The 13961-nt window shown below is 61.7% G+C and carries 13 protein-coding genes; 9 read left to right on the forward strand and 4 right to left on the reverse strand.

Annotated features, from left to right (window positions below; genetic code table 11):
* Nucleotides 1–7 precede the first annotated feature (7 nt).
* The 8 genes from mrdA to lipA all read left to right on the forward strand — a co-directional run bounded on the left by mrdA (nucleotide 8) and on the right by lipA (nucleotide 8383).
* Nucleotides 8–1876 (forward strand): penicillin-binding protein 2, encoded by a 1869-nt coding sequence (gene mrdA / locus D0544_RS00105; RefSeq protein WP_125013652.1) that lies wholly within the window; start codon nucleotides 8–10, stop codon nucleotides 1874–1876.
* On the forward strand, nucleotides 1873–3015 hold the full coding sequence (rodA, locus tag D0544_RS00110) for a rod shape-determining protein RodA (protein ID WP_125013654.1): 1143 nt from the start codon (nucleotides 1873–1875) through the stop codon (nucleotides 3013–3015). Before mrdA ends, rodA begins: the two co-directional genes overlap by 4 nt.
* Nucleotides 3016–3096: 81 nt before the next feature.
* Nucleotides 3097–4083 (forward strand): lytic murein transglycosylase B, encoded by a 987-nt coding sequence (mltB, locus tag D0544_RS00115; RefSeq protein WP_125013656.1) that lies wholly within the window; start codon nucleotides 3097–3099, stop codon nucleotides 4081–4083.
* Nucleotides 4061–4969 carry a septal ring lytic transglycosylase RlpA family protein gene (locus tag D0544_RS17385; RefSeq protein WP_125013658.1) on the forward strand — a complete coding sequence of 303 codons (909 nt, stop codon included), beginning with the start codon at nucleotides 4061–4063 and terminating at the stop codon, nucleotides 4967–4969. The genes mltB and D0544_RS17385 overlap by 23 nt, the downstream gene beginning before the upstream one ends.
* A 148-nt stretch (nucleotides 4970–5117) precedes the next feature.
* The gene (locus tag D0544_RS00125) at nucleotides 5118–6302 is read left to right on the forward strand and encodes a D-alanyl-D-alanine carboxypeptidase family protein (RefSeq protein ID WP_125013660.1); all 1185 of its coding nucleotides are present in this window, start codon (nucleotides 5118–5120) and stop codon (nucleotides 6300–6302) included.
* Between the two features lie 93 nt (nucleotides 6303–6395).
* Entirely contained in the window at nucleotides 6396–6692 is a 297-nt protein-coding gene (locus tag D0544_RS00130; protein ID WP_243647211.1) for an HP0495 family protein, read from the forward strand.
* 30 nt (nucleotides 6693–6722) lie between these two features.
* On the forward strand, nucleotides 6723–7403 hold the full coding sequence (lipB, locus tag D0544_RS00135) for a lipoyl(octanoyl) transferase LipB (protein ID WP_125013662.1): 681 nt from the start codon (nucleotides 6723–6725) through the stop codon (nucleotides 7401–7403).
* On the forward strand, nucleotides 7400–8383 hold the full coding sequence (lipA, locus tag D0544_RS00140; protein WP_125013664.1) for a lipoyl synthase: 984 nt from the start codon (nucleotides 7400–7402) through the stop codon (nucleotides 8381–8383). Before lipB ends, lipA begins: the two co-directional genes overlap by 4 nt.
* Before the next feature lie 69 nt (nucleotides 8384–8452).
* On the opposite strand, the gene D0544_RS00145 is transcribed toward lipA, so the two are convergent.
* The 4 genes from D0544_RS00145 to leuS form a co-directional block, all read right to left on the reverse strand.
* Complete coding sequence (locus D0544_RS00145) at nucleotides 8453–9001, reverse strand: hypothetical protein (RefSeq protein WP_125013666.1); 549 nt, start codon at nucleotides 8999–9001, stop codon at nucleotides 8453–8455.
* A gap of 159 nt (nucleotides 9002–9160) precedes the next feature.
* Nucleotides 9161–10186, reverse strand: a complete 1026-nt coding sequence (holA, locus tag D0544_RS00150; protein ID WP_125013669.1) for a DNA polymerase III subunit delta — start codon at nucleotides 10184–10186, stop codon at nucleotides 9161–9163.
* Entirely contained in the window at nucleotides 10183–10752 is a 570-nt protein-coding gene (locus D0544_RS00155; RefSeq protein ID WP_125013671.1) for an LPS-assembly lipoprotein LptE, read from the reverse strand. The genes holA and D0544_RS00155 overlap by 4 nt, the downstream gene beginning before the upstream one ends.
* Nucleotides 10753–10755: 3 nt before the next feature.
* A complete protein-coding gene (leuS, locus tag D0544_RS00160; RefSeq protein WP_125015815.1) occupies nucleotides 10756–13218 on the reverse strand; it encodes a leucine--tRNA ligase in 2463 nt (820 codons plus the stop codon).
* A gap of 266 nt (nucleotides 13219–13484) precedes the next feature.
* On the opposite strand from leuS, the gene D0544_RS00165 reads away from it, so the two are divergent.
* Nucleotides 13485–13961 (forward strand): hypothetical protein, encoded by a 477-nt coding sequence (locus D0544_RS00165; protein WP_125013672.1) that lies wholly within the window; start codon nucleotides 13485–13487, stop codon nucleotides 13959–13961.

Below are 13961 nucleotides of genomic sequence, written 5' to 3' on the forward strand. Positions count from 1 at the left end.
ATACGATATGGCCCGCCCAACCGCCATCAAGGATACCCGCAGCGAGGCAAGGATCTTCACCTCACGCCTGCTGCTCTCCCTGTTTGTGGTGCTGGGGTTGGTGGGGGTGCTGGTGGCGCGCATGATCAACCTGCAGGTGGTGCAGCACCAGGAGCTCAGCACCCAGTCCGATGAGAACCGGATTCACCTGCAACCCCTGCCCCCGACCCGGGGACTGATCTACGACACCCACGGCGAGTTGCTGGCAGAGAACAAGCCCAGCTATACCCTGGTGCTGGTGAAGGAGCGGGTTGCCAATCTGGATCAGACCCTGGACAGCTTGCGGGAGATGGTGTCGATCAGCGATGAACAGGTGGAAAAGTACCGCGAACTGGCACGCCAAAGCCGCCCCTTCGAGTCGGTTCCTCTCAAATATCGCCTGCAGGAGGAGGAGATTGCCCGCATCGCGGTCAATGAGCACCGGCTTCCCGGTGTCGAGGTGGAGGCGCAGCTTGTGCGTTATTACCCCAGAGGTGAGCACTTTGCCCATTCGGTGGGCTATGTGGGGAGCATCAACGAACGCGAACTCAGTGGGCTGGATCCTGACGCCTACAGTGGCACCCGCACCATCGGCAAGATTGGTATCGAACGCTTTTACGAAATCCAGCTGCTGGGTAAAGCGGGTTACCAGGAGGTGGAGACCAATGCCCGTGGCCGGGTACAACGGGTCATCAGCCGCCAGGACCCTGAGCCCGGCAGTGACCTGACCCTCTATCTGGACAGCCAGCTCCAGCAGGTGGCCATAGAAGCCCTGGGTGAGCACCGGGGTGCGGTGGTGGCGATGGATACCCGCACCGGCGGGGTGCTGGTGATGGCCAGCACTCCAGCCTACAACCCTAACCTCTTTGTCACCGGGATCGCCAGTCGCGACTACAGCCAGCTGCGGGACAACCCCGACCGGCCCCTCTACAACCGGGCCTCCCTGGGTGAATACCCGCCGGCCTCCACCATCAAGCCGATGGTGGCCCTGGCCGGCCTCGACAGCGGGGTGACCAGCCCCGGTTACACCATTTTTGATCCCGGCTGGTATCAGTTGCCCGGTGAAGAGCGACTCTACCGCAACTGGAAGCGTGAGGGGCACGGCACGGTGGATATGGAGCGTGGCATCATGTACTCCAATGACACCTATTTCTACGACCTGGCCCTCAAGCTGGGGATCGATAACATGGACCACTATCTGGCCGGCTTTGGCCTCGGGCAGCGGATCGGGCGCGATATCTCCGAAGAGCGCCCGGGGCTGATGCCTTCGCGGGACTGGAAGCGGGGGGCCCGTGGTCGTCCCTGGTACCCGGGGGAGACCCTGATTACCGGGATCGGCCAGGGGTATATGTTGGCGACTCCCTTGCAGCTGGCGGCTTCGACAGCCGTGATCGCCAACCGCGGCCACTGGATCCGCCCGCAGTTGTTGAAACAGGCTTCACCGGGCTTCGAGCAGCCGGTGAAACCCGACCTGCCAGATGTCGAGATGAAAAAAAGCGAGTACTGGGACCTGGTCATCGAAGCGATGCGCAAGGTGGTCCACCACCCCCGGGGAACCGCCCACTACCGCATCGGGCGGGATATCACTTACCAGATGGCGGGTAAAACCGGCACAGCCCAGATTGTGGGGATCAAGCAGGATGAGGAGTACGATGCCGAGAAACTGGCCGAGCGTAACCGTGATCACGCACTCTTTGTCGGCTTCGCTCCCCTGACAGCGCCGCAGATCGCGGTCGCGGTGGTGGTCGAAAACGGTGGCAGTGGCAGTGCGGCCGCGGCCCCTATCGCCCGCAAGGTACTGGACGCCTATCTGCTGCCCCGTATCGAAGCGGGGCTGGTGGCGGGAGGAGCCCCATGAGCCGGCTGGATTTTGAGCGCCAACTGCCCCTCAGCGAAGAGAATATGCAGAGCCGGGCGGTCTTCTGGTTGCGACTCGACCCCGTGCTGCTGGGGCTGTTGCTGTTGCTGATGGGGGGCGGGCTACTGGTACTCTACAGCGCCAGCGGCCAGAACCTGGCCATGGTGACCCGGCAGGCGGTTTATCTTACCGTGGGGTTGGTGGGCATGATCGTGATCGCCAATATCCCCCCCCGCATCTTTGAGCGCTGGTCCCCCTGGGTTTATGTACTGGGGATTGGGTTGCTGGTGGCGGTGCTGGTCAGCGGCACCGGGGCCAAGGGGGCCCAGCGCTGGCTGGCGCTGCCCGGCTTCCGCTTCCAGCCGTCGGAGATCATGAAACTGGTGATGCCGATGGTGGTGGCCTGGTATCTGGCCAAGCGAGTGGTTCCCCCCAGCTTCAGGCACCTGTTGACCGCGCTGGCCCTGATCCTGTTGCCGGTGCTGTTGATCGCCAAGCAACCCGACCTGGGCACCTCGTTGCTGATCGCCGCCTCTGGTGTGTTTGTTCTCTTCCTGGCGGGACTGCAGTGGCGCATTATTTTTGGCGCCGTGCTGGCCGCGTTACCCTTTGCCTGGGGGATGTGGCACTTCCTGATGCGCGAGTACCAGAAGCAGCGCGTACTCACCTTCCTGAACCCGGAAAGCGACCCCTGGGGGTCTGGCTGGAATATCATCCAGTCCAAGGTCGCCATCGGTTCGGGAGGGATTTATGGCAAGGGTTGGTTTGGTGGGACCCAGTCCCAGCTCGACTTTTTGCCCGAGAGCCATACCGACTTCATTATTGCGGTGCTGGCCGAGGAATTTGGCCTGGTCGGGGTGCTGCTCCTGTTGGTGCTCTACCTTGCGATCATTGCCCGGGGTATCGTCATCGCTCTCAATGCCCAGACCCTTTTTGGTAAGCTGCTGGCGGGCAGTATTACCCTGACGTTTTTTGTCTACGTATTCGTTAACATCGGCATGGTGAGTGGTTTGCTGCCGGTGGTGGGGGTGCCGCTACCGCTGGTGAGCCGGGGAGGAACATCGGTGGTGACCCTGTTGGCGGGATTCGGGGTGTTGATGTCGGTGCACTCGCACCGTAGCTGGCTGGGGCGAGGCTAAGCGCCGGGTTGCCCTCTCTTGAATTATCTGACACCGTGTAGCAGTGAGCGTTGTAACCCTTGCGAGGAGGAAGACCCAAGAATGAGACGGTTGCCGGTACTGGGGATATCACTTTGTTTGGCGGCGGGTGGTGCGCTGGCCGCAGATTACAGTGGCTCGCCACAGGCGCTGGCACTGATCGAGGAGATGGTCGAGGAGCACCAGTACGACCGGGAGACCCTGCAACGGGTGTTCGACTCGGCCGAGCGCAAGCAGCCGATACTGGATGCCATCGCCCGCCCCGCCGAACGAACCAAAACCTGGGGCGAATACCGCAAGATCTTCCTGACCCCGGCCCGCACCGAGGCGGGCCTTGCGTTCTGGCAGCAGCACGCCGAGGCGCTGTCGCGGGCCGAGCGCGAGTATGGGGTGCCGGCGCAGATTATCGTTGCCATTATTGGCGTCGAGACCTTTTACGGAAAGCACAAGGGACGGTTCCGGGTGGTCGATGCCCTCTCCACCCTGGGGTTTGATTACGAGCCCCGCCAGAGCTTCTTTCGCAAACAGCTCAAGGAGTTCCTGCTGCTCAGTCGCGAGCAGCGATTCGACCCCCTCGAGCTGACCGGCTCCTACGCCGGGGCAATGGGCTTTCCTCAGTTTATCCCCAGTAGCTTCCGCGCCTATGCGGTCGACTTTGACGGTGATGGCCAGATCGATATCTGGAACAACCCCGTTGATGCCATTGGCAGTGTCGCCAACTATTTTCGCCGCCATGGCTGGCAGCAGGGGGCCCCCGTGGTTACCCGCGCCCGTGTCAGCGGTAGCCGTTACGCTGACGGAGTCTCCGATAAGCTGAAGCCGGCGCAAACTCTTGAGCAGCTAGAAGCCCTGGGGTGGGAGCCCTTACAGGCACCTGCGGCGGACGCCAGTGTGCGTGGGATTCGCCTGCAGGGTGAGCGGGGCAGCGAGTTTTGGGTGGGGATGCACAACTTCTATGTCATTACCCGCTACAACCACAGTACCCTCTATGCGATGGCCGCCTACCAGTTAAGCGAGGAGTTGAAAGATGCCCAGGCCAAGGCGCTTTGATCTCTCGCGAGGGGCGCGATGGGCGCTGCTGTTAAGTAGCCTGCTGCTGGCTGCCTGCAGCAGTGACCGCAGCCTGAGACCCGGCGTTGACGGCGCGCCCGATGGCCACTTTGATGTGTCCACCGTACCCGATGCGGTCCCCCGCACCCACACGGGGCCCGTCAAGTCGACCCCCTATAGCCTGTTTGGCGTCAAGTATTACCCTCTTTCCACCGCGGTGGGGTATCGCCAGGAGGGAACCGCCTCCTGGTACGGCACCAAGTTCCACGGCCATAAAACGGCCAACGGTGAAACCTACAACATGTACGCCATGAGCGCAGCCCACAAAACCCTGCCGCTGCCCTCCTATGCGCGAGTGACCAATCTGGCCAATGGCCGCTCCGTGGTGGTGCGGGTCAACGATCGTGGCCCCTTTCACGGCGATCGCCTGATCGATATGTCCTATGCGGCAGCACATAAACTGGGGTTCTTCGGCCAGGGCACCGCGCGGGTGCGGGTGGAAGGGATCGACCCGGCCAACTTCAGGGCTCAGGCCGAGGAGAACGGAGCCGGGCCGGTATCCAGGGGACTGAGCACGGAGGCGCCCGCGACCACGTCATCACAGGGGGCTGCTCCCTTGCCGGCACCCGAGCGGGCCACCGAGCCCCGCCATCCACGCATGTTCCTGCAGGTGGCCGCCCTGCAGAATGCGCAGTCGGCCCAAAGCCTGCAGCGGCGTTTGAGTGAAGTAACCCGCTTCCCCGTGGCTGTGGTGGCCGGTATCGAGCACCCTGCCCCCCTGCATCGCGTACGTATCGGCCCCTTTGCCACGCTGCAAGAGGTTGAAGAAGCGAAGCAACAGGTCGATAATGCCGCGCTGGGCGCTCCCCATCTGGTGTATGAGTAGCGGTTGTCGGCAGCGACACCGTGCCCAGCCGCTGGTTTGTGAACTCGTTCCCGTGCGAGTGCCATTGTCGGGGAATTTCTAACCCGCCCCAGGGTCTCACTAGTGACCCCTAGCCCTTCATTCAAAACAGGATAGTTTTTCACTGCTTATGCGATTCTTTGGTTTTCGGTTCATTTACCTGCTGGCACCCCTGGTGCTGCTCCTCTCCGCCCCCCTGAAAGCGGCCTCGCCGATCCCTTCCGCTCCCTCGCTGGCCGCCAGCAGCTATCTGCTGATGGATGCTGATAGCGGTCGTATACTGGTGGAGTCCAATGCCCACCAGCCCTTGCCGCCGGCCAGCCTGACCAAGCTGATGACCGCCTATGTGGCTGAAAACGAACTGGCGGCGGGTAATATCGGGGCCCAGGATGAGGTGCTGGTGAGCGAGAAGGCCTGGAAGATGGGGGGCTCCACCATGTTTATCGAGGTAGGTGAGCGGGTGCCGGTGGAGGAGCTGCTGAAGGGGATTATTATCGTCAGCGGTAACGACGCCAGTGTCGCCATCGCCGAGCACATCGCCGGTAGCGAAGAGGCCTTTGCGGATGTCATGAACAGCACTGCCAGTGAACTGGGTATGAGCAATACCCATTTCGTTAACGCCAGCGGCTGGCCGGCGGATGATCACTACACCACCGCCGCGGACCTGGCCAAACTGGCGCGGGCAATCATCTACCGGCACCCCGACCGCTACGACATCTACGCCGAGAAGTATTACCAGTATGGCGTCGATAAGAAGACCGGCAAGCCGCTGCGTAAACAGCCCAACCGTAACCGCCTGCTGTGGAGTAACAGTGCGGTGGATGGCCTCAAGACCGGGCACACCGAGGAGGCCGGTTTTTGTCTGGTGACTTCGGCCGCGCAGGATGGTCGTCGCCTGATCTCGGTGGTGATGGGGGCCAAGAGCGAAAAGGCCCGCGCCAGCGAAACCCAAAAGTTGCTGACCTATGGGTTCCGCTTCTTTGAGAACGCGTTGGTTAAGCGCGGAGGCGAATCCCTGCAGAGCCCCAGGGTCTGGAAAGGGACTGTGGATCAGGTGGCCGTCGGTGTCAGCGAGGATATTGTGGTGACCATTCCCCGCGGCCAGAGCAAGAACCTGAGCGCGGTGATGGAGCTGAACCCCCAGCTGGAGGCGCCCCTGAAGCAGGGCCAGGTGCTGGGTGAGGTGAAGGTTAAGCTGGGTGATGAGTTGATTGAAACCGTACCGGTGGTGGCGCTGCAGGCGGTCGAGGCGGGGGGCTTCTTCAAGCGCCTGTGGGACTCGATCATGCTCTTCGTATACGGTCTCTTTGCCTGAGGCCAGGGCTGCGATCGCGGCCCGCTTTGTATTATAATTGACCAGCCGGAGCCTGGCTCCGGCCTTTCTGTTTCTATCCCAGGCGGTATTCGTGTGAGCGAAATCATTATCAACGGGCAGACGACCGAGCAGCCCGAAGCCCCCAAAATCGAGTTTCCCTGTGACTACCCGGTGAAGATCATGGGGGAGGCCGAGGTTGATTTTATTGAATTTGTGCTGGAGGTGATCACCCGCCACGACAGCAGCTTCGATGGTCAGCATGAGGTTAAAACCAGTCGTAACGGACGCTACCATTCGGTAACGGTGGTGATCACCGCCACCGGAGAGGTCCAGCTCAAGGCCCTGCACCAGGAGTTGATGGGCAGCGGTCGTGTCAAGATGGTGCTCTAACCCCTGCGACCCCCTATCCAAGGCGATCCCATGAGTAGTAACGATAATGACCAGGCCCTGCTGGTTCGCGAGCTGGGAATGGTGGAGTATGAGTCCACCTGGCAGCTGATGAAGCATTACACCGACACCCGGGGCCCCGACAGTCGCGATGAGTTGTGGTTACTGCAGCACCCCCCGGTGTATACCCAGGGGCAGGCGGGCAAGGCAGAGCACCTGCTGATGCCCGGGGATATCCCGGTCGTACAGGTGGACCGCGGTGGCCAGGTGACCTACCACGGCCCCGGCCAGCTGGTAGCCTACCTGCTGGTGGATATCAGGCGGCGCGGTAAAGGAGTGCGCGACCTGGTGACTGCGATCGAACAATCCATTATCGACACCCTGGCCGAATGGCAGGTTGAATCCCGTGCCCGGGCCGATGCCCCGGGGGTTTATGTGGGGCAAGACAAGATCGCCTCCCTGGGGTTGCGGGTGCGGCGCGGCTGCTCCTATCATGGCCTGGCGCTGAACGTGGATATGGATCTGGAGCCCTTTTTACGTATCAACCCCTGTGGTTACGCCGGCCTGGCGATGACCCAGCTCAGTACCCTGGTCGGCCCGGTACAAATGGAAGTCGTTAGCGACAGATTGAAACAGAACCTGACCCACTTGCTCGGGTATAATCGCTGCGAGACTACCACCGACCCCCTGCAACTGGACGATATCCCCCTATGAGTGCAAACAACGAGACTACCAGCAAACCCAAGCGCGTCGAGCAGGGGGTTAAGCTCCGCGGAGCGGACAAAGTTGACCGCATCCCGGTCAAGGTAATCCCCACCGCCAAGGAGGATATGCCCCGCAAGCCTGACTGGCTACGCGTCAAGATGCCGGCCTCACCGGAGATCAGTCGCATCAAAAACCTGCTGCGCCAACACAAGCTGCACACGGTGTGCGAAGAGGCGGCCTGCCCCAACCTGGGCGAGTGCTTCAGTGGGGGGACGGCCACCTTCATGATCATGGGCGACATCTGTACCCGTCGCTGCCCCTTCTGCGATGTGGCTCACGGCCGTCCCAACGCACTGGATGCCAATGAGCCCAGGCAGCTGGCCGAGGCGATTGCCGATATGAAGCTACGCTACGTGGTGATCACCTCCGTTGACCGGGATGACCTGCGGGATGGTGGGGCCGGCCATTTCGCCGACTGTATCCGCGAAGTGCGTGCCCTTAGCCCCGATATCCAGATCGAGATTCTGGTGCCCGACTTCCGCGGGCGCATGGAGATCGCGCTCGATATTCTCAGCGAAACCCCACCGGACATCTTCAACCACAACCTGGAATCGGTACCAAGCCTCTACAAGAAGATTCGCCCGGGTTCTGACTACCAGTGGTCACTCACCCTGCTCAAGGAGTACAAGCGCCGCAATCCGCAGGTGACTACCAAGTCGGGGTTGATGCTGGGGTTGGGGGAGACCATCGACGAGGTGATCGCCGAGATGAAGGATATGCGTGCCCACGACATCGAGATGATCACCCTGGGCCAGTATCTGCAGCCGAGCCGTAACCACCTGCCGGTGGACCGCTTCGTTCATCCCGACGAGTTTGCCGAGCTGGCCGCCATTGCCCAGGAGCTGGGGTTCTCCAAGGTGGCGAGCGGTGCCCTGGTGCGCTCCTCCTACCATGCAGACCAGCAAGCCAAAGGCGATCTTCTCTGCTAGTTCGTAGACTATGTAAGCCAATAAAAAAGCGGCCACGGCCGCTTTTTTATTGCTGATCGGTATCGGGTGCTAGAATCCACTGGCCCGCGACCATTGGCTATCGGCCGGGGGGGGGAGGGAGGAAAGATCCGCTGCCGGAGTGAGGTTGACCCGCTGCTCCAGCTGGTTCAGTGCGACCAGAGCGGCCTCCAGGCTGTCGGGCCAGATCACCTCCACCGCAGGGCCCATCATATCCACCAGCAGCGGCTGAACCCCCAGCGCACGGCGCAGTAGCTCGAACTGGGTAAAGCTGATCCGGCTGCGCCCGAGGCGTTGGGCGAGGAGCCACTCCAGGTGGACCTCGTGGGTGGCCTTGTCAATGGTGGCCACCTTGACCCGGCGGTAGCGCTCATCCCGGGGGGAGCAGGCCAGGGCTTCGGCGATGCGGGGGATCTCGCTGCCATAGCGTGCCATCAGGCCCGGATCCAGATGCAGGTTGCGCCCGAGATCGTAGCGGCCAATCTGGGCACTGTGGGCCAGCTGCTGGCAAAACTGCGATCGAGACAGATAACCGAAGCTCGGAAGTCGGAGGTTGGAGGGAACCAGCACAGGGTATTGCCAAAAGGGAGCCTGGGACATCGTAAGCCTTAACGCATTGGATAACAGGCTTTCTATTGTCTACACCGGGGCGAACTTCGCTATCGTCGATTACCGTGGTGATCTAGGGGAAACCCGGACAACCGAGCGGGCGGGCTGCGGGGTAGCGCACCCGCCTAGGGAAAAACCGAAGTCAACGGCTCAGTAGTCAGCCGCGGGGGTTCGTAGGCCGGCCAGTCGCAGGCAGAGAGCGCTGAGCTCGTCCCACACATTGCCCGTCTCCATCCCCTTGATGGTGCGATCAATACGCGCGGCGTGTTGCAGCATCATGCGCCATTCCCGCTCGGAGAGACGCGTCAGGGCACGGCGAACCGGCGCTTTACGCTTTTCCCACACGCGCTGGCTTTTGAGTACCTGTTCGACCGCCTGCCCCTGCTGTAACAGCCGCGCCATACTGCCCAGGCTACGCAGCTCACGGGTCAGGGCCCAGAGGATGACGGTAGGCTCGCTACCTTCGGCGCGCAATCCGCTGAGCATACGAGCGCTGTGGATGGCATCGCCGGTCAGGGCGCTGTCCACCAGGGAGAAGATATCAAAGCGGGCACTGTCGGAGACCACGGCGTTGATGGTATCGACCTCAACCCGCTCACCGGTAGCCAACAGCCTGAGCTTTTCGATCTCCTGCTGGGCGGCCAGCAGGTTGCCCTCTACCCGATCGGCCAGCAGCTGCACCGCATCGGGGCTGGCGGCCAGGCCGGCGGCTGCCAGGCGCTTCTGGATCCAGCCTGGAAGGGCGGCGGCGTCGATCGGCCATAGCTGGATCAGCACGCCAGCCTGCTCCAGCATCTTGAACCATTTGCTGCGCTGGGCCGCAGCATCCATCTTTGGCAGGACCAGTAGCAGTACGTTGTCGGGGGAGGCGTTTTCGGCGTAGTGAGTCAGCGCCTTGCTGCCCTTGTCGCCCGGCTTGCCGTTGGCAATCCGCAGTTCAATCAGCTTGCGATCCGCAAAGAGGGAGAGGCTGTTGGCGCTTTGCAGAAGGTCGTTCCAGTCGAAACCGCCATCGGCGTGCATTAACTCCCGCTCGCTGACGCCTTGCTCACGGGCTGCCAGGCGGATGCTGTCGCAACACTCCTGCAGTTGCAGGGGGTCATCGCCGCTGACGATGTAGAGCGGTGCCAGCCCCTTCTTGAGGTGGCTGGCGAGCTGCTCTGCACGGAGTTTCATTGCGCGGCCGGAGCGGCCTGTTGGGCTTGCAGCTCGCGAGCCTCGGCCGCCTGCTGTGCTTGCGCCAGCTGGGCCGAGGTGATCGCCTGCAGGCGCAGCATCAACTGTTGAACCAGCGACCGCTCCAGCTCACGATCGATCATCTTGCGTTCGGAGATCGATGCGGTGGTGTTGTTCTGGTCCGATTGGTAGGTACGCTGCGCGTCAAGGCTAAAGGGACCCATTAGCTCCGTACCATTGCTGTTCTGCAGGTTAAAGCGCAGCGTGCCGCTCACTTCGAACTGCGCACTCTGGCCGGTGCCGGTAAAGGTGATGGCTCGCTGGTCGGTGCTGTATCCCAGCACCGCCAGTGAGAGATCCGCCGTTTCGCTCAACTCAACACCGTTGCTGGTGAGGCTCTGGCGCAGTGCCTGGGAGAGCGGGCTGCCACTTTGAACGCCGCTCAGGTTGAGACGCTGGAGCTCGCTGGGCAGGCTCACTTCCCCGCGCAGCTGGAACCCGCAACCGCTGGCCAGCAGCAGAAGCGTCAACAAAGACAGCCACAATCCATAGCGCGCTGGTTTCATGGGTTAACCTACTACGATGTTGATCAGTTTGTTGGGCACTACGATGACTTTACGCACCGTCAGCCCTTCGGTAAAGCGCTGGACGTTTTCGTCAGCGATCGCCAGGGCTTCGATGCTGGCTTTGTCCAGATCGGCATCCACCTCGATCCGCGCCCGCAGTTTACCGTTGACCTGAACCACGTACTCGATGCGGCTGCGGGTCAGGGCGGACTCGTCTACCTGGGGCCAGGGTGCGTGGATTACCGCCAGCTCATGACCCAGCAGCTGCCACAGGCGGTGGCTGATGTGAGGGACGATGGGCGCCAGCAGCAGGGTAGCTGCTTCCAGCGCCTCCTGAACCACCGCACGGGACTGGGCATCGTCGTCGGCCAGGCGGGTCACCTCGTTGCTCAGTTCCATCACCGCGGCAATGGCGGTGTTGAAGGTCTGGCGGCGGGCAAAATCATCGGTCACCTTGGCGATGGTCTCGTGAGTCTTGCGGCGCAGGTCGCGCTGGGCATCGTTGAGCTGGCTAAGGTCAAGCGCTGCTGCCTCACCGCGGGCGAGGTGCTCCTGGGTCAGCTTCCACAAGCGTTTGAGGAACTTGAAGGCCCCCTCTACACCGCTGTCAGACCACTCCAGTGACTGGGTGGGGGGCGCCGCAAACATGGTGAACAGACGTACGGTGTCGGCACCGTAACGGCTGATCAGCTCCTGGGGGTCAACGGTGTTGCCCTTGGACTTGGACATCTTGCTGCCATCCTTGAGCACCATGCCCTGGCAGAGCAGGCGTTTGAAGGGCTCGTTGCTGTCCACCAGACCGGTGTCACGCAGCAGCTTGTGGAAGAAGCGCGCGTAGAGCAGGTGCAGGATTGCGTGCTCGATACCGCCAATATACTGGTCCACCGGCAGCCAGTAGTTGGCCGACTGGGGCGACAGCATCGCCTCATCGTTGTGGGGACTGGTGAAACGGGCGAAATACCAGGAGGACTCCATAAAGGTGTCGAAGGTGTCGGTTTCGCGGGTAGCCGGCTGACCATTGTGCTCGCATTTGGCCCACTCGGGGTCACTCTTGATGGGCGACTGCACGCCGTCCATCTCCACCTCTTCGGGCAGCACCACCGGCAGCTCCTCCAAGGGAACCGGGATCTCTTCGCCGTTCTGGTACTTCATGGGGATGGGGGCTCCCCAATAGCGCTGGCGGGAGACACCCCAGTCGCGCAGGCGGTAGTTGACGGTCACCTTGCCCTTGCCGAGCCCCTTGAGCTTTTTGGCGATGGCGTTGAAGGCGGCTTCAAAGTCGAGGCCGTCGAACACGCCTGAGTTGACCAGGATCCCTTTATCGACGTAAGCGCCGTGGCTGATGTCACAGGCCTCCCCGGCGTTGGCAGGGGCGACCACCTGCTCGATCGGCAGGTCATATTTGCGGGCAAACTCCCAGTCGCGCTGGTCGTGGCCGGGTACCGACATCACGGCACCGCTGCCGTAATCCATGAGGACGAAGTTGGCGACCCAGATCGGGATTTCGCGCCCGCTGAGGGGGTGGATCGCCTTAAGCCCGGTATCGACCCCGCGCTTCTCCATGGTGGCCATGTCCGCTTCGGCGACCGAGCTGTGTTTGCACTCCTGGATAAAGGCGGCCAGCTCGGGGTTGTTGGCGGCGGCGGCCTGGGCGATCGGGTGCTCGGCGGCCAGGGCGACATAGGTCACGCCCATGAGGGTGTCGGGACGGGTGGTGTAGATGCTGAAATGGCTGGCGACCTGCTCCACTGGCTGGGCCAGGTCGAAGCTCATCTCCACCCCCTGGGAACGACCAATCCAGTTGCGTTGCATCGCCTTGACCTGGTCGGGCCAGTCCTCCAGCTCATCGAGATCGTTGAGCAGTTCCTCGGCGTAGGCGGTGATGCGAACAAACCACTGGGGGATCTCCTTACGCTCTACCGGGGTATCACAGCGCCAGCAGCAACCTTCGATTACCTGCTCGTTGGCGAGCACGGTGGCGTCGTTGGGGCACCAGTTAACGGCGGAGGTCTTTTTGTAGACCAACCCCTTCTCGTAGAGCTGGGTGAAGAACCACTGCTCCCACTTGTAGTATTCGGGACGGCAGGTGGCGATCTCGCGGCTCCAGTCGTAGCCGAAGCCGAGCTGCTTGAGCTGGCCCTTCATGTACTCGATGTTTTCGTAGGTCCAGGGAGCCGGAGCGGTGTTGTTCTTGATGGCCGCATTTTCAGCCGGCAGGCCGAAGGCGTCCCATCCCATGGGCTGCAGTACATTCTTGCCTTGCATGCGCTGGAAGCGGGAGATCACATCGCCGATGGTGTAGTTGCGCACATGTCCCATGTGCAGGCGTCCGCTCGGGTAGGGGAACATGGAGAGGCAGTAATATTTCTCCTTGCCATTGTCCTCGGTTACCTCGAAGGCCTTGGTCGTGGCCCAATACTCCTGGGCGTCGGCTTCAATCTCATGGGGCTGGTACTGTTGATCCATCATTCTCGCGCTTGGAAGTGATAAAAAGAGGGGGTCGGAATAATAAGAAAATCTAAACAGCGAAGGATACAGCAGCGGGGTTTTGACGGGTAGTGTTTATCCATGGTCTACCCTTAATTTAAAGCCTGAACGCACCCGTGTCGCCGCCTGTCAGGCGGAGCTTCTTCCCGTTTAAACTGCACCCGCCCGATGGCACAGGTTTCACTGTGGTGTGAACTGGAGATGGCGGCTACCGAGCAGGCGCCAGCTAACGCCGAGGGTTCTGTATGCGGGAAGTGCCTAATGATCGAGGGGGGGGGCAGGAGGATATCTGTGCGCGACTATTGCAGCGTTTGCAGCAGGCGATCACCGATTTTGAGGCCCGCCCGCCCCCCAAGTTGTTAGCAGGGGTTGAGAGCCTCGCCGGGCCCGATGTCGAGCTGCGGGATATCAGCAGCGAAGAGCTCTGTATGCTGGCCGCCTGCATGAGTCGGGATGCGGACTGGTTACACCGGTGCCTGTGGGGGCGGGATCTGTCGATGGCGGACCTGTTGATCGCACTGGGGGCAGAAACAGGAAACGAGCCTCGCGCCAGCGTCTCCTGCCTGCGCCATTTCCGTGCCCAAACCCACGTGGAGGCAGGCAGTTATCGATGTGTTCGCTGCCGGCAGCTTCAGCAGCTGGATGCGCCGGCCCCCCTGTCGACATGCCGGGGCTGTGGTGATAGCGTCTTCTACTGCGTTAGCCGCCTGCGGGACATCTGA

The organism is Aestuariirhabdus litorea, from assembly GCF_003864255.1.
In the GTDB taxonomy this organism is placed as follows: Bacteria; Pseudomonadota; Gammaproteobacteria; order Pseudomonadales; family Aestuariirhabdaceae; genus Aestuariirhabdus; species Aestuariirhabdus litorea.

Bases quoted from the DNA above. Each gene is read 5' to 3' on its own strand.
- mrdA (WP_125013652.1), top strand. From the start codon at position 8: ATGGCCCGCCCAACCGCCATCAAGGATACCCGCAGCGAGGCAAGGATC.
- rodA (WP_125013654.1), top strand. From the start codon at position 1,873: ATGAGCCGGCTGGATTTTGAGCGCCAACTGCCCCTCAGCGAAGAGAAT.
- mltB (WP_125013656.1), top strand. From the start codon at position 3,097: ATGAGACGGTTGCCGGTACTGGGGATATCACTTTGTTTGGCGGCGGGT.
- D0544_RS17385 (WP_125013658.1), top strand. From the start codon at position 4,061: ATGCCCAGGCCAAGGCGCTTTGATCTCTCGCGAGGGGCGCGATGGGCG.
- D0544_RS00125 (WP_125013660.1), top strand. From the start codon at position 5,118: ATGCGATTCTTTGGTTTTCGGTTCATTTACCTGCTGGCACCCCTGGTG.
- lipB (WP_125013662.1), top strand. From the start codon at position 6,723: ATGAGTAGTAACGATAATGACCAGGCCCTGCTGGTTCGCGAGCTGGGA.
- lipA (WP_125013664.1), top strand. From the start codon at position 7,400: ATGAGTGCAAACAACGAGACTACCAGCAAACCCAAGCGCGTCGAGCAG.
- D0544_RS00145 (WP_125013666.1), bottom strand. From the start codon at position 9,001: ATGTCCCAGGCTCCCTTTTGGCAATACCCTGTGCTGGTTCCCTCCAAC.
- holA (WP_125013669.1), bottom strand. From the start codon at position 10,186: ATGAAACTCCGTGCAGAGCAGCTCGCCAGCCACCTCAAGAAGGGGCTG.
- D0544_RS00155 (WP_125013671.1), bottom strand. From the start codon at position 10,752: ATGAAACCAGCGCGCTATGGATTGTGGCTGTCTTTGTTGACGCTTCTG.
- leuS (WP_125015815.1), bottom strand. From the start codon at position 13,218: ATGGATCAACAGTACCAGCCCCATGAGATTGAAGCCGACGCCCAGGAG.
- D0544_RS00165 (WP_125013672.1), top strand. From the start codon at position 13,485: ATGCGGGAAGTGCCTAATGATCGAGGGGGGGGGCAGGAGGATATCTGT.